At 57.9% G+C, this 21,404-nt stretch carries 16 protein-coding genes; 12 read left to right on the top strand and 4 right to left on the bottom strand.

Annotation, left to right across the window (positions count from 1 at the left end):
* Window positions 1-27: 27 nt before the first annotated feature.
* The 3 genes from SH410x_RS02855 to SH410x_RS02845 all read left to right on the top strand — a co-directional run bounded on the left by SH410x_RS02855 (window position 28) and on the right by SH410x_RS02845 (window position 2,453).
* Complete coding sequence (locus SH410x_RS02855; RefSeq protein WP_473674422.1) at window positions 28-585, top strand: hypothetical protein; 558 nt, start codon at window positions 28-30, stop codon at window positions 583-585.
* Entirely contained in the window at window positions 582-1,262 is a 681-nt protein-coding gene (locus SH410x_RS02850; protein ID WP_473674420.1) for a DUF2007 domain-containing protein, read from the top strand. Before SH410x_RS02855 ends, SH410x_RS02850 begins: the two co-directional genes overlap by 4 nt.
* 276 nt (window positions 1,263-1,538) lie before the next feature.
* Window positions 1,539-2,453, top strand: coding sequence for an Rpn family recombination-promoting nuclease/putative transposase (locus SH410x_RS02845; RefSeq protein ID WP_473674418.1), 915 nt, complete (start codon window positions 1,539-1,541; stop codon window positions 2,451-2,453).
* A gap of 237 nt (window positions 2,454-2,690) precedes the next feature.
* Here SH410x_RS02845 and SH410x_RS02840 read toward each other — a convergent pair whose 3' ends face one another.
* Window positions 2,691-3,101 (bottom strand): hypothetical protein, encoded by a 411-nt coding sequence (locus SH410x_RS02840; RefSeq protein ID WP_473674416.1) that lies wholly within the window; start codon window positions 3,099-3,101, stop codon window positions 2,691-2,693.
* 328 nt (window positions 3,102-3,429) lie between these two features.
* Here SH410x_RS02840 and SH410x_RS02835 point away from each other — a divergent pair, with 328 nt between their 5' ends.
* Window positions 3,430-4,884 carry an IS701 family transposase gene (locus SH410x_RS02835; RefSeq protein ID WP_473669018.1) on the top strand — a complete coding sequence of 485 codons (1,455 nt, stop codon included), beginning with the start codon at window positions 3,430-3,432 and terminating at the stop codon, window positions 4,882-4,884.
* A 309-nt stretch (window positions 4,885-5,193) separates the two neighbouring features.
* Here SH410x_RS02835 and SH410x_RS02830 read toward each other — a convergent pair whose 3' ends face one another.
* The 3 genes from SH410x_RS02830 to SH410x_RS02820 all read right to left on the bottom strand — a co-directional run bounded on the left by SH410x_RS02830 (window position 5,194) and on the right by SH410x_RS02820 (window position 7,878).
* Window positions 5,194-5,454, bottom strand: coding sequence for a hypothetical protein (locus tag SH410x_RS02830; protein ID WP_473674414.1), 261 nt, complete (start codon window positions 5,452-5,454; stop codon window positions 5,194-5,196).
* A gap of 193 nt (window positions 5,455-5,647) precedes the next feature.
* Window positions 5,648-6,385, bottom strand: coding sequence for an LssY C-terminal domain-containing protein (locus SH410x_RS02825; RefSeq protein WP_473674412.1), 738 nt, complete (start codon window positions 6,383-6,385; stop codon window positions 5,648-5,650).
* 317 nt (window positions 6,386-6,702) lie between these two features.
* The gene (locus SH410x_RS02820) at window positions 6,703-7,878 is read right to left on the bottom strand and encodes a M20 family metallopeptidase (RefSeq protein ID WP_473674410.1); all 1,176 of its coding nucleotides are present in this window, start codon (window positions 7,876-7,878) and stop codon (window positions 6,703-6,705) included.
* A 112-nt stretch (window positions 7,879-7,990) separates the two neighbouring features.
* On the opposite strand from SH410x_RS02820, the gene SH410x_RS02815 reads away from it, so the two are divergent.
* From SH410x_RS02815 to SH410x_RS02780, 8 genes are all read left to right on the top strand, one after another.
* On the top strand, window positions 7,991-8,995 hold the full coding sequence (locus SH410x_RS02815) for a threonine ammonia-lyase (protein WP_473674409.1): 1,005 nt from the start codon (window positions 7,991-7,993) through the stop codon (window positions 8,993-8,995).
* A gap of 304 nt (window positions 8,996-9,299) precedes the next feature.
* Window positions 9,300-11,828 carry a PSD1 and planctomycete cytochrome C domain-containing protein gene (locus SH410x_RS02810; RefSeq protein ID WP_473674407.1) on the top strand — a complete coding sequence of 843 codons (2,529 nt, stop codon included), beginning with the start codon at window positions 9,300-9,302 and terminating at the stop codon, window positions 11,826-11,828.
* A 15-nt stretch (window positions 11,829-11,843) separates the two neighbouring features.
* The gene (locus SH410x_RS02805; RefSeq protein ID WP_473674405.1) at window positions 11,844-13,253 is read left to right on the top strand and encodes a DUF1501 domain-containing protein; all 1,410 of its coding nucleotides are present in this window, start codon (window positions 11,844-11,846) and stop codon (window positions 13,251-13,253) included.
* Window positions 13,250-14,518 (top strand): MFS transporter, encoded by a 1,269-nt coding sequence (locus SH410x_RS02800; RefSeq protein ID WP_473674403.1) that lies wholly within the window; start codon window positions 13,250-13,252, stop codon window positions 14,516-14,518. Before SH410x_RS02805 ends, SH410x_RS02800 begins: the two co-directional genes overlap by 4 nt.
* Before the next feature lie 30 nt (window positions 14,519-14,548).
* The gene (locus tag SH410x_RS02795) at window positions 14,549-15,493 is read left to right on the top strand and encodes an amidohydrolase family protein (protein WP_473674401.1); all 945 of its coding nucleotides are present in this window, start codon (window positions 14,549-14,551) and stop codon (window positions 15,491-15,493) included.
* Between the two features lie 228 nt (window positions 15,494-15,721).
* A complete protein-coding gene (locus SH410x_RS02790) occupies window positions 15,722-15,913 on the top strand; it encodes a hypothetical protein (RefSeq protein ID WP_473674398.1) in 192 nt (63 codons plus the stop codon).
* Window positions 15,914-15,917: 4 nt separating this feature from the next.
* Window positions 15,918-17,264: a Trk system potassium transporter TrkA gene (gene trkA / locus SH410x_RS02785; protein ID WP_473674397.1), complete on the top strand. Its 1,347-nt coding sequence runs from the start codon at window positions 15,918-15,920 to the stop codon at window positions 17,262-17,264.
* A gap of 11 nt (window positions 17,265-17,275) precedes the next feature.
* Window positions 17,276-21,322: a hydantoinase B/oxoprolinase family protein gene (locus SH410x_RS02780; RefSeq protein WP_473674396.1), complete on the top strand. Its 4,047-nt coding sequence runs from the start codon at window positions 17,276-17,278 to the stop codon at window positions 21,320-21,322.
* The last annotated feature ends 82 nt before the right edge of the window (window positions 21,323-21,404 follow it).

Genomic DNA, 21,404 nt, shown 5'->3' with positions numbered 1-21,404 from the left:
CCAAAGTTCTTTTCCCTGGGTTTTAACATGGCGTGGCGACCCGAACGACTTGTGAAAGCCGGCCAGCTCGATAACACCACCCTTGGTTGGACCGTCGGATGGCTTGAACTTGATGGGATCGACCAGCGATTGCAGCTCAAGTTAGCGGGCAACTGCCACCCGGATCTAGCCGGTTGGAAGTTCAACATCCATCGTGTCGAACCGGAGCTATTCGACGCCGACGAATCGCCCGATTACTCAGGCATCAGTCTCGACCAGTCTGGTCACGTCGGCGACATCACCGCGGACCAGATGATCAAGCATCACGACATTCCCGACAGCGAATTGGTGCGTCGCTTGATGGCCGGTGAAAAGCCGCCCTTCACATGGAAAAAGTGTTTGTACTTGGAGTGGTACAGCAACGCGAACGGCCGCGTCGTGATCCAAAGCACGCGGCTAGAGGTCGAGCGTATCGGCGAGCGAGCGTTTGAGCTGACCGAAGATCAGTGGAAAGTGCAGGCACTCCAAAACGCCGACGAACTTGGCCACTTCATGGCTCAACTTGGCGACGCATTGCAAGAACGAGAATCGGAAGGTGACGCATGAAAGACCCCACATCCGACGAATCGTTTTACAGCGGAACTGGTGACCAGTTTTCCTCCGGTAACGATGATGCTCCGCTGAAAGATCCCGTGCTGGCCTACACTGCCAGCGGGAATCTCGAAGCCCATTCGGTTGTCACTTGGCTGCAGGCGAACGGCGTTCGGTCCCATGCTGTCGAAGATAATTCGGGTGTGAGCCTGTTCGCATTCGGGACGATCAGCCAATTCCACAAGCCGCAAGTCTTCGTCGACAAATCAGACCTCGAGCGAGCTGGCGAACTCTTACGTCAGTTCGAGATCCAACGGTACCAGCGCCGGGCGGAGCAGGACGACTCGCCGCCGATCGAATCGGAATGCGAAGAGTGCGGCGAGACGAGCGAGTTCCCCGCCTTGCAAGAAGGAACGACGCAGAACTGTCCGAAGTGCAATGCGTTCATGGACGTCGGAACGTTTGACTGGTCCGATGACTTTGATTTCGGTGACGCCGATGAGGAGCAAGGACAAGATCTGTCCGCCGATGACGCTTTGGACGCTGCATTGCGGTTAGACAAGACTGGTGATTGGGATGAGGCTATTGCTGCGTACCGCCAGATTGTCGATCGTTGGCCTGAGCATTCGGCCTACGCCACCAACTGCATCAAACAAATTCAGCAGAAGATCGACGCAGCGAGTGGCGGGTAGAAATCGTTATTCATCCTTGCCGACCAGTTCGCCGATCACCAAAACCGGAAGCACCAACCTTGTCAAACTCTGGAGTCTACTTCATCACCTGCGAGTTCTTCGGCCGTCGTTTCGCCAAGGTTGGACGATCCACCAACATCCAGAGACGTCGCAACCAACTTCAATCAGGATGCCCAATCCGACTTCTGCGTTCGACTTGGATGACACCTGACAACTTGGCGCAGCTAGAATGGGTGTTGTTTCTGTCGTTTTCCTTCACACATTTGGGATCATGCCATGCCGTTGGGAATCCGGCCGACCGTCGATTTTGCTTTCAAGAAGATCTTTGGCTCGCCACAGAATTCCGCAGCGCTGATTGGGCTACTCAATGCAATTCTTGATTTCGAGCACCCGATCGAAGTGGTCGAAGTCCTCAATCCGTTCAGCTACCAGGAGTTTTCTGAGAGCAAATTGATCGTGCTCGACGTGCGCTGCCGAGACTCGGCGGGGCGTTGGCTCAACGTGGAAATGCAGGTCTCCGTCTACGCAGGGCTGATCGAGCGACTGGTGTACTACGCCTGCAGCATGTACGTCGACCAACTGTCTCAAGGTGGCAACTACGCCCTGGCCGCGCCTTCGATTTCGATTTGCCTGCTCAATGGCATCCTTTTCCGGGAATCTCGCCAGCCCCATCATCGATTTCAAATGATGGATCGGGAGAGCGAGCGGGAGCTGTCAAACGCAATCGAGGTGCACACGTTAGAATTGCCGAAATACGAATTGGACGAGCGGTCGATCGCTGGGGCGGGTAAACTACAGCAGTGGGCGTTCCTGCTACTCTTTGCCCAAAACTACGATGCGGACGCGCTCAGGCGATTGTTGCCAGGGATCGAGTTCGACATCGCGATATCGACGATCGAGATCATTTCCGCCAAGACCGAGGACAAAGACATGTACGACCAACGCGAAAAGGCCCAACGAGACTACGAATGGGCCATCTCTGGCGCCCGCGAGGAAGGGCGTGAAGAAGGGCGTGAAGAGGGGGAGCAGCGTGGGCTAGCCAAGGGCAAACTTGCTGGCAAGATTCAGATGCTCCAGGAGTTGCTTGAGGAACCGCCTGCGACGGATGCCGCACTCCAATCGCAGGAAACAGATGTACTTACGACTCAGCTCGCAGCCTTACAGCAGCGACTCCGAGATCGCCAAGCGTGACGATTCGGCATCTACGATGACTACAAGTGCCTCTACCCTTGCTCCCCACCAGTCTTGCTCCAGAGACCCGATCAGATATGGAGGGAGCCCGTGGAACCTTTTTCAATACGTAAATGGAGGTCCACTCGCAGGCCTAGACCCTATGGGGCTGCAGACGTTCGGCGATGGCCCACCTCCGGGTATGGGACGACCGCCAAGATCTTGGCACCTTCCAAAGCCTCCGACGATTATCGACGTTCATCCACCATTGCCGCCGCCGCGAAGGGGATTCCCTCCCGCTTTCACGCCAACGCAGATAACATGCACTTGCCAAGAGAGTTCAATAATACTGCCAGGATTTTTGGAGCCACCAACAACGGTGACTACACCCTGCGGAAAAAGCGCGGGAAACGGCACTAACAGCGCGCAGGATTGCTGCAGTGCTGCTTGCGGTGAGCTACCTGGAAATGGGTTCGCGACAGGTGATTTTGAAATCGAGGAAGCTGAATCTGACCCGCCTGCAACTTTAAGTGACTGCTGTAGTCGTTCTACCTGTGAAAAGGGTTGCCAACTCGAAGGCATGTCGGCCACTGTCATATGCGTAACGTTCCCGATGGCGGGGAAGATGCGTTGCGTTCCGTTATTGAAGATGAGGTATAGCCAATGCATGGCGAATTGCGCGGAGTGTCCGAATGATTAGAAGTAGTCAGGACCGAGCATTTTTCTACTTTTTTTTTCCACCGCGCTCACGTTTGTCCTCCATGGGTTATTTTACGGCAAGATGCAGGTGGACTTGCTAATCTGCGTCTTTGCTGTCGTATCTATATCGCATTGGCTAAATAGCCGGGTTTTCGGCGATAAGCCATCTAATGGGTCAGGCCTCTTAGTTCCAGTTTTGCACTTTTTGCTAACTGATATTGGCACGAAAAAGGCGGCCCGTTCCAATGAGATTTGAACCTTCAAACTTTCAAATCCTTTGGCACGGAAGCCGCCCACCATGGAACTTACCAGTTCGTTCGAGACTCTGCTACGCACGTTCTCCCCAGCTTTCACCGCTCCCAGCTTCCAAACGTTTCGCCTGTTGATGACCGGCTGGATTCTGTCAGCCCGACATCGCTATGTCACCGATCTGATTATTTCCAGCGACTCCGTTGGCAACGGGCATTTCTCTGATTACCACCGCTTCTTCTCGCAAGCGGCTTGGGACATCGATCATCTCTGGAAACTGTTGGCCCAGTTGATCCTGAACAACTTGATCGGTGCCGATGCCACGATCGTGCTTTCGGGGGATGACACCCTCTGTCGTAAACGCGGCCTGGGGATCTTTGGTGCTGGAATGCACCACGATGCGTTGAGTTCGTCGAAGTCCAAGAAAATTTGTCACTGGGGGCACGATTGGGTGGACCTGTGCATCGTGATTGCTCATCCATGGTGGGCACCGACGAAAGTCTTTTCTCTGCCGATTTGCATGAGGCTCTATCGCAATCGCCAGGGGCTCGCCAAAGGGAAAGGCAAACGCAAGAAGAATCCCACCGCCGCGCAGGTGCGTGCCGCATCCAAGCAGGCCAAGCAAGCCGCAGCAGCTAAGAAGAAGGCAGCTGAGAACGCCAAGAAGAAAAACAAACCCGATCCAAAAGCCCATAAAACACGGCCTGAACTGATGGCTGAGATGGTGGCCATGGTTGCTGCATGGTTCCCAGATCGCCAGTTCATTCTCGTCGTCGACAGTCTTTACAGCGGCAAGAGCGTGCTGTCGAAGTTGCCTGAGAACTTTGAGTTGATTGGCCCAGTTCATGCCAAGGCGGCGCTCTACTCACCGGCCCCTCAAGAAACAACCGTCCGTCGTGGGCCTCGCCGTAAGAAAGGTGAGCGGTTGAAAGATGCCGCTGCTTGGGAGCAGGACAGTTCACGTTGGCAAACGCTCCACTACGATCAATACGGGCTGCACGGATCGCTGCGGGTGAAAACTCGCACGGGACTGTACTACAAAGCCGGCAACGACCGACTGCTTCGCCTGGTGCTCTCGCAAGACACCGTGGGTCAGCGGCCGACACGAATCTTTTACTGCACCGACGTGTCGATGAAGCCCCAGGAAATTCTTTCGATCTTCTCGCAACGTTGGTCGATTGAAGTGACGCACTTCGATTGCAAGCAACATCTCGGACTAGAAGATCCGGCGAACCGCACTCCCAAAGCGGTCGAACGAACCGCTCCGATGGCGATGTTCCTGTACAGCCTGTCGATCCTGTGGTTCGCGACCGAAGGCCACGAGGAACTCCAGTTTCCGAATCGACCTTGGTACCACTGGAAGTCTGAACCGAGCTTCGCGGACATGCTCACGACGCTACGCCGCAAATCCTGGGAAGAGAAATTATCGGGGGTGTCGCTCGCTGCGACACCCGACGATAATTCCAGACGTCTGCTCACGTTCCTGGCGACGCTCGCCGGATAGCATGCGGAAAGTGCAAAACTGGAACTTAGATGAGTAAGCGATAGACTGCACCGGAGAAGATTAGGGTGTCCGGTTCCGATTAGGCGATAAGCCGGACTCTGCGCCGGAGCAAAACGACGCTTCAAGGAAAAGAAAGTGGGCCACTCACTTTTCAGCTCGGGCTGCGGCTTGTCTTTCGGCCGATTTAACTACGATCCGGTCCTCGCAGAATGCTGCCACCGAGCATCTGACTGATTTTTATCCGATTCTCCGGTTACGGCGCAGCAGCGAACTCGGATGGAATCAAAAACAGGGTTTTTGCGAAGACGGTCAGGCCGAAGATATCCCGAGTGGGTTGTCACGGGCGCAGAGCCAGCCTTGACCGCGACGGCCGGCTTCCTCGGCGAGGTGTTCTGGGCTACCCGCTGCTCGCTTGAACACCCGCCCAAATCGGCTCACGACGTCGCACCAGGCATGGGTATCCAAGCCCATACGTGTGAGGATCGGCTGCAAGTGCGCGGGGATCGCACCGACCTTGTCACTGCGGAGTTGACGGCCCGTCCAGTCGAGCAATTCCAGATAGCTGGCCAACGAGACACTAACGTCCTTCCCAAAAGTGCCCGCGAGCTGTGAGTCGGGGGCGGGGGAAAGACGAGGTACGATTGAGTCGAAAGAGGGGCGGGCTGCTGCCTACCGAATTACCGGTGGAAGAACAGTCCGAGACTACGACAACAATTCGGCTAGAAAATGCCGGAAAATGCGAACCGAGCGAGGTCGGTAGCACTTACTCGGCCGTCGCTTTGATGACGCCGCCATAGAGATCGCCGTCGGTTCGCCATGGATCGCCGCCCCCGTTGCGTCCGGAAAGCTGCTGATGGAATCCGTGCACAATGAATTGCGACTCAAGATCGCCGGTCTTGGCGAGACATTGAAATAGATAGTCTCGCTCGACATCGACATCCGGGGCGGTGACGTGGGTGATTTGGCCCGTCGTTCGGCTGAGGCCAACTCGCTCGTCATAGACGGCCGAGCCAATCCACTTCGGGCGACCATCTTTGCTTAAATGCTCTGTCTTCCATAATCGCACGTGATGTCGATGCCGCGGATTGTCGCCGACAGGTTGTTCAAAAGCAAAATCCTCTTTTCGCCCGAACAAGTACAAACTGCTGACTGGCGCTTCGTCATCGGGCCGTGAAAGGATGGTGTCGGCCGCGATGTCAAAGTCACTGTGAATCCCCAATGCGGCTGCCGTATACCAATCCGCCGCCTTCATGATGGATTCCAGTTGGAGCTCGGTGCCGATCAGTTCGACGTTCAACGGGTCGCCGGGATGGTGATCTCCCGTTTCGGTGACCCGCGGCACGTCGTCCAGTGCGGGGTCGATCTTGGCATAACCGTCCCAGACCAAAGGGACGAGCAGATAGGCCAAGACGGCCCATAGCAAGACGACGCCGATGAGCAGCCTGAAGACTCGACTCCGCTTTAAGCGTGTCGACGAGGTGGGTTCAGCTTCTTGGCTCACGGTCAATATCCTATTCGATTGGAAACAAAATCAGCCTTGCACTGGTCGACTGGCTCGATAGTACTTAGCGGATTGCCGCCAAGGCTAGTAGAGGACGTCGTTAGAAAACCGTCCAGGTATCAATGCCAACCCACGGCCATCACTGGCTGGCAAACGGTGAGATCAATGGATCCCACGCAGCTGCGTGGGTCAATGACTTACGATTGGTCGAACACCGCAGGAAAGCGAACCCCAACAATTCGCCCCCAAATGCAACGAAGTCGAGTCCTCCCACACGGTCGCTTCGCCAGACCGACGATCCACCCGATCGTTGTTCGTCAGTCGCGATGACCGGCGCAATAACGATAGTAAATTTCCGCAGCTTGGTCGAGTTGCTCAACTTCGATGTATTCGTCTTGCGTATGTGCTTGCTCGATCGAGCCGGGCCCAAAAACGATCGCGGGGCGGCCACTGTCCGCGATCGTCGCCGCGTGGGTGCAATAGGCGACACCGACTTTGTGATGTGGCCCCGAGAGTTTACGGGTGATGGCCAAAATACGATCGGCGATCGGATGGTTCTCGCGATCATCCAGTGCCGCAGAACTGACCCAGGGAGGATCGATGGTCGCAGTCGGGTCGAGGGACAATATCTGTTCGTTGATCTTTTGTTGGAGCTCGCCGAGTTGCTCACCGGGAGCGACCCGGCGATCGATCTCGATCGTGCAACGGGCGGGAACGATATTCACGCTCGTGCCGCCGTCGATGCGACCAACGCTCAACGCGGCCGGTCCGCAAAGGCAATGCGATGGCACCGTGACGGGAAGCCTCAATGCAATTTGCTCCAAGCCCGCAACCACCCTCGCCATTTTATATATCGCGTTCTCACCGCGGCTTGGAACACTGCTGTGGCATGCCCTGCCGTGTGTGTGCACGCGGAATCGCAAGACTCCTAAATGAGCGACGACAGCATCCAAGCCCGTTGGTTCGGCCACAATCGCAACGTCCGGTGGGTCGCTGATCAACGTTGACTTCCCCTTGCAATCACCCCAGTAGCTGACCAAATCATGAACGCCCAAGGTCGTCGCCTCTTCGTCACAGGAACAGGACAGGATCACATTGGCGGCACCGGCGGGCCGTTCGAGATGCAGTCGAGCGAACGCGTGCAACATCGCGGCCATGCCGCCTTTGACGTCACAGGCACCGCGTCCATATATTTTACCATCCTGCTGGACGGGGCTGAATGGATCGATGGTCATTCCGACCACGGGCACCGTGTCTTGATGGGCATCGAGCAAAATCGTTTGCGTTGCCCCCCGCGATTCGAACTTCGCCAGAAGATTGGCTCGCTGCGGCGCGACTTCGATGCGTTCGCAGGGTGCGTTGATCGAAGCAAAGAATCCTTCGAGCCAATCACTCAGGCGAGATTCATAGAAAATATCTCCCATTTCGTCGCCGCCCATGGGATTGACGCTCGGACAACGGATCAGGTCGCAAAGAATTTCTGTCGGGGTCATCGATCGTTTCCGTTGAGAGGAAAAAGGGCAGGGCGAACAGCACCAAACAGTTTCGCCTACAATAGCATCGAACCCGTGACGCACTGGCATTTGCCTCAATAAAAAACTGCCGATGGATACTAACGAGATTGCGACGATCGCCGATGTTCGTGGACTGGAAACTCACATGCATCGTTTTGTTTCACCAACCCCTCTGATTCGTTCGTACGCGCTGGAAGATAGGCTCAATCTTTCGGCGTCACGCCGAGTCTGGTTAAAGGACTATGGCTGGTCACCGACGGGGTCGTTCAAGGTCATGGGGGCACTGGGTTGGATGATCTTGTATGACGCGGTAATCGGCCAACGACCGGTCGCGGCGTGCTCGTCCGGTAACTTTGCAGCCGGCCTCGCTTTTGCAAGTCAAAAGTTTGGCAAACGAGCCATCATCGTGATGCCCGACAATGCGCCGCAGATCAAGTTTGATCTAACGCGTTCGTTCGGCGCCGAAGTCCGGACCTATGATATCTCACGTGATCACTTAACAGGCGAACGTGAGCGCATGACCCGGCAGATCGCTGAACAGGAGAACGCGGTCCAAGCCTCCCCCTACGATGACAATGCCGTGATCGCCGGCAACGGCGTCGGGGGGCTGGAAATCGTTTCGTCGCTGACCGCGATGAACCGAGGGCTATCCCACCTGGTTTGTCCCGTCAGTGGCGGTGGACTGCTTTCTGGAATCGGGTTGGCGATCGAGGACGCGTTTCCACAGGCGAGAATTCTTGCGGTGGAGCCCGAGCACGCCAACGACTTCCAACAATCCCTGAGTGCCGGGCACCGGGTCAGTCTGGAAAAGCCGGAGAGCATTTGCGACGGCCTATTGTCGTACGAGGTGGGCGCGCACAATTGGCCAATCCTGCAACGCTGCGTCTCGGCGTGTGAAACGATTTCGGACACTCAAGTTCGTTCAGCGATGGCTTGGATTTACCAGCACCACGGCCTACGAACCGAACCATCCGGTGCCATTGCAATCGCTGCGTTGCTGGCCGGGCACGTCTCCGTCGACGGTGATGGCGACATCGTCGCCATCATCAGCGGGCGAAATATCGATGACACTGCTTTCAGTGACTTGATCCGCTGAGCAGAAGGCGTCACGCAGAACACCGGCACGTTTCCACGGGAGGGCGGGCAATATTTTTGCTTTGGGCGCGGATTGGCGATACACTGAATCGCTCCCCACCTCCACGGCCAGGGTGACTGGATCGATGTTACGTCAGTTGACGTCGGCAAGCGAGCATCGATGAGTCACAACGTCAACGGCCGTCCCGCCTCCAACCGAGCCGCAAACCAAACGCCATTGGACTTCAACGGTTGAATCCGAATCGACGATGACGAGATTTTGGGCATGCACAGCGACGGTAACCTGAACCGATAGAAGACTTTTGATGGACACATCAACCATGACCGCAGCCGCGACACTCCGTACGCTTAGCGTCGTCGCAGCGTTGTTTACAGGGAGTCTTACGATCGGTCATGCCGTCACCCGGGCAGCCGATCCTGGCAACGCGGACGCTACGGCGGCGACTGCCGAGCAGATCCAATTCTTCGAGACAAAGATCCGGCCACTCTTGGCTGAGCACTGCTACGAGTGCCACGGGGCCGACACTCAAGAGTCGGAGTTGCGAGTCGATACATTGGTAGGGATGCTTCAAGGCGGTCATGCCGGGGCTTCCATTTCTCCTGGCAAGCCCGACCGTAGTCTGCTGGTCACCGCGATCAGCTATCGCGATAGCGAACTGGAGATGCCGCCTTCTGAAAAGTTGTCCGATTCTCAAATCGCGGATGTTCGGCGTTGGGTCGAAATGGGCGTGCCGCACCCGGACTCCGACAAGATGGGCAACGCACGCCCAGTCGGCGACGTCGATCTCGAAGAAGGTCGTCAGCACTGGGCCTTTCGCTCCCCCGTCAAACCAATCCCGCCCCGCGTCTTGGCATCGTCGCCAGCGTTGCCAGAGGGTGCGTGTGGGAACGCTGCCGCTAGCAATCCGATTGATGCCTTCCTTATCGCCGGCCTGGAGACAAAGGGACTCCGCAGGGCAGCTCCCGCGGACAAAGCGACCTTGATCCGCCGAGCCACCTTCGACCTGACCGGTCTGCCACCGACACCGGCGGAGGTTCATTCATTCCTGGCCGATGAGTCGGACCAAGCGTACTCCCGTTTAATCGATCGATTGCTGGCTTCGCCTCACTATGGCGAACGCTGGGGCCGCCACTGGTTGGACATCGCTCGCTACGCCGATTCCAACGGGCTGGATGAAAACGTGGCCTACGGGAACGCATGGCGTTATCGCGATTACGTCGTCAAGTCTCTCAATCAAGACAAGCCGTATGACGAGTTCGTGGTTGAACAACTGGCGGGCGATCTACTGGAGTCCAACGATGACATCGATCTTCGCAACGAGCGTTTGATCGCGACAGGGTTCTTAGTGCTGGGGCCGAAGTTTTTGGCCGAGCAAGATGAAGCCAAGATGGAGATGGATATCATCGACGAGCAAATCGATACCCTCGGCCGTGGCATGATGGGACTCACGTTGGGCTGCGCACGATGCCACACCCATAAATTTGATCCGATCAGTCATCACGACTACTACGCCCTGGCCGGGATTTTCAAAAGCACACGGACGATGGATCACTATCGCACGGTCGCAAAATGGCATGAAAATCCCGTCGGGACGCGTGAACAGATTGCCCTGTGGGATGACCACGACGCGAAAATTGCGGCGATCAAGCAGAGTATCGAAGATTGTCGACTGGCGGCTGCCGCGGAGTTGGACATTGCCCCCGACGAGCTTTCCCAAGAGAGCGAAACACAGTTTCCAAAAGAAACGACAGCGAGACTGACGAAACTCCGCGCCGAGGTCAAGGAACTGGAGGCGAAGCCGCCTGCCGGACCAACGGCGATGGGCGTCGTCGAAGGCGAGATCGCTGATGCGTCGATACACCTTCGCGGCAGCCACCTGACGCTAGGCGACTCGGTGCCACGTCGATTCCCCGAAGTCTTGACCGACCAACAGCAGCCCAACGTCCCTGAAGGTCACAGCGGCCGACTCGAGTTCGCGAACTGGTTGACCAGCGGGACGCATCCGCTGACCGCGCGCGTGATGGTCAATCGAATCTGGCATGGGCACTTTGGAAAAGGGATTGTGAAATCGGTTGATAACTTCGGACTTCGTGGCGACCGTCCCAGTCATCCCGAATTGCTGGATTGGCTAGCGGTTCGATTCGTCGAGGAGAACTGGTCGATCAAGGCGATGCACCGGATGATCATGCTGTCTGACGCATACCAAGCCGCCAGTGACGCGGATCCCCAGAACGCTCGCATTGACCCCGACAATCAATACTACTGGCGTTTCGATCTTCGGCGTCTGGAGGCCGAAGCGATCCGTGACGGACTGTTAGCCCTCGCCGGAAAACTCGATCCTGAAGTCGGTGGTAACTTGATGGGATACGACAATCGCGAGTATGTGTTCAATCACACGTCCGAAGACAAGTCGACCTATGACACCATGCGCCGGTCCATCTATGTGCCGGTCATTCGCAATCACTTGTATGACATGTTCCAGCTTTTCGACTATGCCGACGCAAGTGTTTTGACGGGTGATCGGAGCACCAGCACGATCGCGTCACAAGCACTCTTCATGATGAACTCACCCCTCGTCGAGCAGTTATCCCTGTCCATGGCCGAACGCCTGCTGGAAACAAACGACGACGTTGATGACCGCGTTGAACAACTCTACATGGGAGCCTACGGACGGCCCCCTTCGACAGAAGAGCGAGCCCGAGCGGTCCAATTTGCTGCTCAGTACCAAGAGGTCCTCGTTCAAAGTGGTGACGTCACGGATCGTGACCTCCGCGTGTGGCAGGCACTTTGCCAATCGGTCGTGTCGTCCAGCGAATTTTTCTATCTGCGATAAAGTAAGGCCAATACCATGATTGACTCACGCCGGAAACTTTTGCAAACCTGTGCTGCTGGTTTCGGATCGCTAGCGTTCCATTCGCTACTGGCCGATGAGACTCGTGCGGCGAGCCCTCTCGCGGTCGGTGGCGAACTGCCGCGGACCCATTTTCCCGCCCGTGCGAAACGAGTCATCTTTCTATTCATGAAAGGTGGCCCGTCCCATATGGACACCTTTGATTTCAAGCCTCAGCTTCAAAAAGATGATGGCAAGCCGCTACCGTTTGATAAACCGCGAGTGCAATTCGCCCCCACCGGGAACCTGCTCGCGTCGCCCTGGAAGTTCAAACAGTATGGCGAGAGTGGGATTTTTGTCAGTGAACTGTTTCCCCATGTGGCCGAGTGCGTTGATAAGTTGTGCATCATCAACTCCATGCACGGGACGAATCCCGCGCACGGTGGGGCGTCGATGAAACTGCATACCGGCAGCGACGTGTTCGTGCGGCCCAGCATGGGATCCTGGGTGACCTATGGATTGGGGAGCGAAAACGAGAACCTGCCCGGATTCATTACGATCTGCCCGACGCTGGCGCACGGTGGCGCAAAAAATTGGGGTTCAGCATTCCTGCCCGCCAACTTTTCAGGAACCCCGCTGGGGAACGCGAGTCAGTCATCCGAGCAAGCGCGAGTCAAGTATTTGCAGAATGCGAATCTCTCTCGGCAAGAACAACGTCGACAACTTGATTTCACCCAGTCGCTCAACCGTGATTTCATCGAGCAAACGGGAAACAACTCTGTTTTGGATGCGCGAATCCAATCGTTTGAACTGGCATTTCGGATGCAAACCGAGATGCCCGAAACGCTGGACCTAGCGAGCGAAACGGAATCAACCCACCAGATGTACGGACTCGACAATGAGGTCACGCAGGACTTTGGTCGCCAGTGTTTGATGGCCCGGCGGTTCGCCGAACGGGGCGTGCGTTTCATCCAAGTGACGCACAGCAATAGTGAAGTCCAATGGGATCAACACGGCGGTCTGCGAAAGGGCCATCAACAAAATGCGGCGGAGGTGGACAAGCCCATTGCCGGTTTATTGAAGGACCTCCAATCGCGTGGCCTGCTTGAGGATACGCTGGTGTTGTGGGGCGGCGAGTTCGGTCGCACCCCCACATGCCAGGGCAGCGGCAACGACGGACGCGATCACAACCCCGAAGGATTCACGATGTGGATGGCCGGCGGTGGGGTCCGACCTGGAATCCAATATGGTGCGACGGACGAATATGGGTACTACTCTGTCCTGGACAAAGTCCATATCCATGATTTGCATGCCACGCTATTGCACCTGATGGGCCTGGATCATCTGCGGCTGACCTACCGCCATGCGGGACGCGACTTTCGGCTCACCGACGTCGCCGGAGAAGTCGTTAAGGGCATTCTGTCTTGAATCCTGCAAACGCGAATGCGAATAAGGCCCGTTGGGTACTCTTGGTGTTGCTGGTGTTGTCGATCTTGATCAATTACATCGACCGTGGCGCGCTCTCGGTGGCAGTTCCCGACATCGAGGCCGAGTTCTCGCTGACGCCGTCACAGAAAGGACTACTGCTGTCAGTGTTCTTTTGGACGTACGCATTGATGCAGCTTCCTGCGGGCTGGTTGGTCGACCGATTCGACGTCAAATGGGTCTATGCGATTTGCTTTTTCATCTGGACGTTGGCAACGGCATTGACGGGGGTCGTCAACGGCTTCGCCGCGTTGATCGCGGCGCGTTTGATGCTGGGCTTGGGTGAAAGCGCGGCTTATCCCGCGATCTCAAAACTGATCGTTGAGAATTTCCCTGAGGACCAGCGAGGCGTGGTCAACTCCGCGATCGATGCCGGCACGAAGGTCGGGCCAGCACTCAGCATCTTGGCAGGCGGTTTGCTGGTCAACGAATTTGGGTGGCGATCCCTGTTCATCGCTTTAGGTGCCGGCAGCATTTTTTGGCTGGTGCCCTGGATCAAGTACGTTCCGTCACGCTCCCAACCATCGGCTCAGGCCGTGGAGGATGACGATCGGGATGAGCATTCCATCACGCACCGGCCTTCGTTGGCTCAAGTTGCCCTGCACCGCTCGGTTCTGGGCAGTTCCCTGGGAATGTTTTCATTGGGATATGTGTGGTATTTCCTGCTCACATGGCTGCCGTCCTACTTAATGGACGCGCGCGGGCTCGACCTGAAAGAGACTGCCGTTCTGGGTGCGCTGCCGCTCTTGGCGATGGCGGTTTCCTCGCTGTTCTGGGGTTCGGCGGCCGACCTGCTGATCCGACGCGGACGATCCCCGACGCTGGCCCGCAAGTCGATTGCGTTGAGCGGACTGTCCATCGCCGCGGTACTATTGGTAGCCGCGTCACGCGTGCAGTCCTCGACCACGTGCATCGTTGTCCTCACCTTGGCCTGCGTTGCGTTGGGCATGTTCACCTCGAACGTCTGGGCAATGACGCAAACCATGGCCGGTCCCGCCGCGGGAAGTTGGACCGGCATCCAGAACTGCGTCGGCAACCTTGGCGGCGTGGCCTCGCCCTTGGTGGCGGGGTGGTCAGTCGAAGCGACGGGGACGTATCAAACAGCCTTCTTTATTGCCGCGGCAGTGATGCTGGCGGGTGTTCTATCCTACCTGTTTCTTGTCGGGCCCATTCAACCGATCGCCTGGCAGCGACAAACAGCATCCTGATCACGAGACGAGACCATGAATAACGAGACCATGAATACTGTCCAACGGAGTGTTACCTCAAGGCGTTCGCTCATGGTCAGTACCGCATCCGCAGCATGGATCGCGGTGGCAAGGCCTCCCAAAATTGTCGCTGCAGCGGAGGCTGTTCCGGAGTGGATCGACGCCCATGTGCATGTCTGGAGCCCTGACACGACGAAGTACCCGATCAGCTCGGACTTCAAGATTTCCGACATGCAGCCGCCCAGCTTCTTGCCGGCCGAACTGCTCAGCCATAGCAAGCCGGCGAACGTCGCCAGGATTGTTCTCGTCCAAATGAGTTTCTACCAATACGATCACTCGTTCATGATCGAGACCATGAAATCCCACCCAGGCGTCTTTGCGGGTGTGGGGATCGTTGACTACCGCAGCCAAAACTTGGTGGAGCGAATGCGTACGTTGGCCGGCGAAGGAATTCGCGGCTTTCGATTGCACTCAACCGGCGACGCGAAGGACTGGAATGCTGCCCCGGGAATCCACACGTTGTGGAAAACGTGTGGCGAGCAAGGACTGGCGGTCTGTCCACTGATCAACCCCAATGAGATCCAATTCGTTGACAGGCTCTGCCAAAAGTTTCCGGAGACCACCGTCGTCGTGGATCACTTCGCAAGAATCGGCATCAACGGAACCGTCGAGACTGAATCGCTTGATCGGCTCTGTCGACTGTCGCGATTCCCCCGCACGTTCGTGAAGACATCCGCATTCTATGCGTTGGGGAGAAAGACCTCACCCTACCAAGATTTGCTTCCGATGATAAAACGCGTCACCGGTTGCTTTGGAGCGGATCGCTTGATGTGGGGCAGCGATTGCCCCTATCAGGTGCAAGACGATCACAGCTATGAATCCTCAATTGCACTGATTCGCGATCACGCTGATTTCCTGTCACCAGCCGAAAAGCAATCCATACTGAGAGACACCGCTGAGCAGGTTTTCTTTTAAGCATCCCTGCCGAAGTATTTTCGTTTGTGAACGGATTCACCGATCTGCCACCGAGAATCCTGTCAGGGACGGCGAACTGCGGGGCGGGACACGGGCACGAGCCTGGTTCGTAGTGTCGGCCGATTGGAGGGTGCATTGCCCTGACAGCGGGCGTTGAGCTACGATGCCGTGCGGCGTTCCTTCGGTAGACGGCTCCGTGGACGGCATTTTTCCCCGGCGAATTCAATTATGCTCACGATCTCTTGGACTTACCTGCTGTACTATCTGCCGCTGATCGTGGCGATTTCGTTGGTGTTTGGTGCGACGCGGCACGAGGACATGAACCTAATTCTGAAACACGCCCTGCATACGGCGCGCTGGATCACGAGTTTCATGGCGATCGTGTTTGTCGCCATGCTGGTGATGGATTGGATGGTATAGGCCGATGCGAATTTTGACGCTCGGCGGTGGCACGGTGGGACGGTGGATCGCCGACATGCTATGCCGACGTCGACACAGCGTGACGCTGATCGATAGCGATCCAGAGATCGTCCGCGAGATCAATAGCGAACTCGATGTCCGTGCCATTGAAGGCAACGCGTCGCAGAGTACGGTCCTTTTTTCGGCCGATGTGCTCAGTGCGGACCTCTGCCTGGCGGTAACCGGCAACGATGAGGTTAACATCGTTGCCGCCAGCATGGCCAAGGCGCTCGGTGCCCGCCGGGCGATCGCCCGCGTCTATGCCCCTGCTTTTCGCGACTTGGCGACGTTCGACTATCAACAGCATTTTGGCATCGACAGCCTGCTGTCGCTCGAACAGCTATCGGCATCAGAGCTGGCTCGAGCGATTCGCAATCCCGACGCGATCCCACTGGAGCACTTTGCCCGTGGCCAACTGCAGGTCTATGAGATGGAAGTTGCCGCGGGGGCGAGCGCAGCAGGTAAGAAGCTGATCGAACTCGATTTGCCGCCGGGCGTGCGGATTGGATCGCTGGCACGCGAGGGCCGCATGTGGATTGCAAGCGGTGCCGATGAAACCCACGTCGGGGACCGCGTGAGCTTGGTCGGGATGCCCGATGCGATCAGCGTGGCGAGGAAAATCATTGGCGGCGAAAAACGCGCACGCAAGAAAACGAAGGTGATGATCGCGGGCGGTGGCGAGACCGGGTACCACTTGATCAACCTCCTCGGTAAAGAAGATTTCCGCGTGGTGTTGCTGGAAACGGACCCTCACCGCTGCGAACAGCTTTCCAAACTCTTGCCGCATATCACCGTGGTACTGGCCAATGCCAACCGCCGTAGCGTGCTCGAGGACGAGGGCGGCGGCACCGTGGACTTTTTTGTCGCCTGCACCGGGAACGATGAGAACAATATCATGGCGGGAGTCGAAGCCCGCGAGCTCGGGGCGTCGCGAGTGATGTGTGTCGTCGGTCGCCCCGACTACGCCAACGTCGTCGGGAAACTCGGCATCGACCTGGCCGTCAGCGAACGAGATGTCGTGGCCCGCCAAGTCTTGGGGTTCCTCAACGAGGGCGCAGTCATCAGTCAGGCAAAATTGCCCAACGGATCGATCGGCGTCTACGAACTCGAAGTGATGCCCGACAGCCCTATCACGCAGGCGTCACTGGCCAACCTACCACTGGCCGGACGATGTTTGATCGCAGCGATCCAGCGTGATGGGTTTGTGCGTGTGCCCACCGCTAAAGATGTATTGAAGGTGGGTGATATCATTGTCGCCTTGATCGACCTCGATGACACCACCGAAATCTTACGGCTATTCAACCCGAGCTAAGCGTCTCGATCATGATCGAAGTCTGGGCAGACATTGGCGGCACGTTTACCGATTGCTTGGTCACGCAGACCGGCGACGCCGCCAGCGACCAGGTCTCGCTCAAGGTCCTCAGCAGCGGTCTGGTGAGTGTGGATGTCGTCGGCGTGGGTGCGGCTGATGAACTTCTCGTGCGGATGCCGAGCCCACTGGTGCATCGCGGATTCTGGGTCGGTGCGAGTGTGATCGCATCGGATGGTCAAGCACTCGGCGAAATCCTGGCGTGCGAACTGGGAGCCCCCAAAGACGCACCGGCCCGCGAGAGTTTCGGCTGGGATCGCGTCGATGTGCTGCTGCGTCTCAATCGTGCTCACGGCCTGAGCGATGCGGACTGTGGCGAGCGGCGACTGACTTTGGATGCGGGCATCGAAGCCCCTGTATTGGCGACGCGGTTACTGCTGGGCATTGCACTCAGCGAACCGCTACCACCGCTGCAGGTGCGGCTCGGCACGACCCGCGGCACGAACGCCTTACTGACCCGCAGCGGAGCCAACGTGGCGCTGTTGATCACCGCGGGTTTCGGTGACCTGCTATCGATCGGCACTCAAGATCGGCCCACACTATTCGCTCTGGACATTATCAAACCCGAACCGCTGCCGCGGCACGTCATCGAAGTGCGGGGACGATTGTCGGCCGATGGCGAAGAGCTGATTCCGATCGATGAAGACCTGCTGCGAGAGCAACTGCGCCAGCTATTTGAATCGGACGACCGTCCCGAAGTGCTGGCGATTTGCTTGCTCCATTCCTATCGCAGCGATATCCATGAACGCATTGTCGAGCGGATCGCCAGGGACGTCGGCTTCGATCGCGTGGTCCGTTCGACACGCGTCGCCGCACTACCGAGAATCGTACCCCGTGCCGAAACGACAACCCTCGACGCGTACCTACAGCCGGTACTCGAGGACTACGTAGAACGAGTATCGAAACAATTTGGTGGACCGGAGAGATGTCATTTGCGGTGGATGACCAGCGGCGGAAACTTGGTCGCCTCGGACGGCTTCCACGGTCGTGAAAGCGTCCTATCCGGGCCCGCTGGTGGTGTGGTCGCACTGGCGGACATTGCGAGAAAGCGAAGTTTGGCCGGCGCCGTCGGGTTGGACATGGGCGGTACGAGCACGGACGTCAGCCGTTTCGACGGTGAGACGGGTCGACGCCACGAGAGCCAGATCGGTGGCATCCGGGTCCTCAGCCCGATGATGGATATTCATACGGTCGCGGCCGGGGGCGGTTCGATTTGTGGATGCCGTGACGGTCGCTTGTTCGTCGGTCCTGAAAGTGCCGGTGCGAATCCAGGACCGGCCTGCTATGGGCGTGGCGGGCCACTGACGATCACGGATGTCAATGTCGTGCTGGGGCGACTGCCCGTTGAGCGTTTCCCGTTCCCCCTGGATACCGCGGCGGCGCACCGAGCACTCAAGGTCATTCATCAATCGCTCCCCGACTCGATTGCAACATCGCCGCACGAGTTGGCGGAAGGTTTTCTGCGGATCGCGGTCACGCAGATGGCCGAGGCGGTGCGGAGCGTGACCACGGCGGCGGGCAACGATGTTCGGGGTATGACGTTGGTCGGCTTCGGCGGCGCCGCAGGCGGGCACCTCTGCCGCATCGCCGAATCACTCGGCATGTCGCATATCGTTGATCATCCGCAAGCTGGTATTTTGTCGGCCGTCGGCATCGGCCAAGCTGCGATCGGTCGCCTGATGACCGTCGCACAACAAGGCACGATCGCCCCGGGCCGATCCAAGGACGATCCGTCCCATGCAGAGCCGTTGGCGCGTGTCAGCTCAGCGGCGTGTTTGGCGGAACTGCACGATGCCGCAGCGACATTGCGGCATGCTTGTTTCAAGCTCCTATATGACGAAGAGTCGCTTGCTGATCTTAAAGTCGTCGATCGTTCCGTGGCCCCTCGTTCGGATCGCGGAACGATCCGTGACCATTCCGCCGCGACAGCTTCCGCGGGCCTGGCCGCCCGAGACGAGCAAGTGAACGTCAAGGTATGGGCCGACCTGCGCTACCGAGGCACGCAGTCGACACTGGAACTACCGCTCGAACCGACCCAGACGCTGGCCGCTCGGATGGATGCCAAGCACAAGTCAACGTTCGGATATGACCGCATCAGCATGCCGATCGAAATCGTTTCTCTGCGCTGCGAAACAACCCTTCAAAAGCCAGATCCACTTTCGCCACATGAACCGAGTAAGAACCACGGCGGGGAACGATGCCTGGAACCCCCTCGCTCGAGCAATGGCGAATTGGCGGTGCTCGATCGCGAACAGCTCATCGGCGGAGATTCCATCGCCGGGCCAGCGATCGTTGCTTCGCCGCATTCGATCCTCGTCGTCGAAGCCGACTGGACCGCGACGATGGGCGGGGATGGGGTGATCGAGTTGCGGCGAACGCGCGTCCCACCGGTGAATGCCGGTCGCGGTACCGAATCCGGGCACGAGGCCGTGGAGATGGAGATCGTCAGCCGCCGTGTCCAAGGGATTGCCGAAGCGATGGGCGAGGTCATCCGCCGCACGAGCGTGAGCGTGAACGTCAAGGAACGGCGTGATTATAGCTGTGCGGTATTCCTCGGTGACGGGTCGCTCGTCGCCAATGCCGCACACGTGCCGGTTCACTTGGGAGCAATGGGCCATACCGTGCGCAGTATGATTGCGTCATTTCCCGAGATGATGAATGGTGATTGCTACATTAGCAACGATCCCTTTGCAGGCGGTTCGCACCTACCGGATGTGACTGTCGTGACACCGGTATTTTGCGAGTCAGAGGCACCGAGGCGACCGGCCGGATGGCCATGCGATTACTTCGTTGCCTCCCGCTGCCATCATGCAGAGATCGGCGGGATGGTGCCCGGCTCGATGGCGCCCGCGGCGACCTGTTTGGCTGAAGAAGGTGTGTTGATCCGCAACATGGCGTTGACCCGGGGCGGTGTCTCGCATCACGCGAAACTCAGTGAGCTGCTGCAAACGGCTCCTTATCCGTCGCGAAATGTCGATGAGAACATGGCCGACATCGCTGCAGCCGAAGCGGCGGGGCGTGAGGGAGCACGGATGATGTCAATGCTATCAGGTTCGCTTCCGCCGGGCAGACTCGCTGAGCTGCTCGCTCGGTTGATGAGTGTCGCTGGCGAAGCGACTGCGAGATGGATCGAATCCCTCGGCACATCGCCAAGGTCCTTTTCCGATCAACTCGACGACGGGACGCCGGTACAGGTTTCCTTGCGACCGAGCGGCACCCGCGAATCCGACTCGAGGCCGCGTTTGACCGTTGACTTTACCGGCACCGGAGACGTGCATCCGCACGGCTTCAACGCGACCCGCTCCATCGTCACTGCGGCGGTACTGTATGTGCTGCGATGCGTGACACCGAACGAACTGCCGTTGTGCGATGGCGTGCTCGACTCAATCGAATTGATCATCCCCCCAGGACTGCTCGATCCCCCCGGCCATGACGATCCCAGGCGTTGCCCGGCCGTGGTCGCCGGGAATGTGGAGACGTCCAACCGGGTCGTCGACGTGTTGCTAGGCGCACTCGGTGTGGCCGCGGCGTCTCAAGGAACGATGAACAATTTACTGCTCGGAGACAGCACGTTTGGATACTACGAAACGATCGGCGGCGGTGCGGGGGCGACCCGTCACGCTGACGGTGCCGATGCCGTCCACACGCACATGACCAACACGCGGATCACTGACCCCGAGGTGCTGGAGTCCCGCTTGCCGGTACGGCTATGGGAATTTGGGGTTCGCCGCCACAGCGGCGGGACGGGACGCCACCGCGGGGGTGATGGCATGGTTCGTGAGATGGAATTCCTTCGGCCCCTGACGCTGTCGCTGATCACCTCTCGCCGGACGACCCAGCCCTCCGGCGCCGAGGGCGGATCACCGGGAAAATCGGGCCGGCAATCGTTAGCTCGTGGCGAGACCATCACCCCTCTTCCGGGCTGCGTCTCGATGTCCGTTCAGGCAGGCGATCGACTGCGGATCGAAACCCCGGGCGGCGGCGGTTTTGGAGCAGAGTAGGCGTACGCACGTCTCCGAAACAAACACCGCCGTCTCACAGAGAATCGGCTCCTCAAATTTGTGATTCGAGACGCATTGCAAA

This window comes from Rhodopirellula sp. SH410 (genome assembly GCF_055811895.1).
This window is presented reverse-complemented; position numbering and strand designations above follow the sequence as displayed.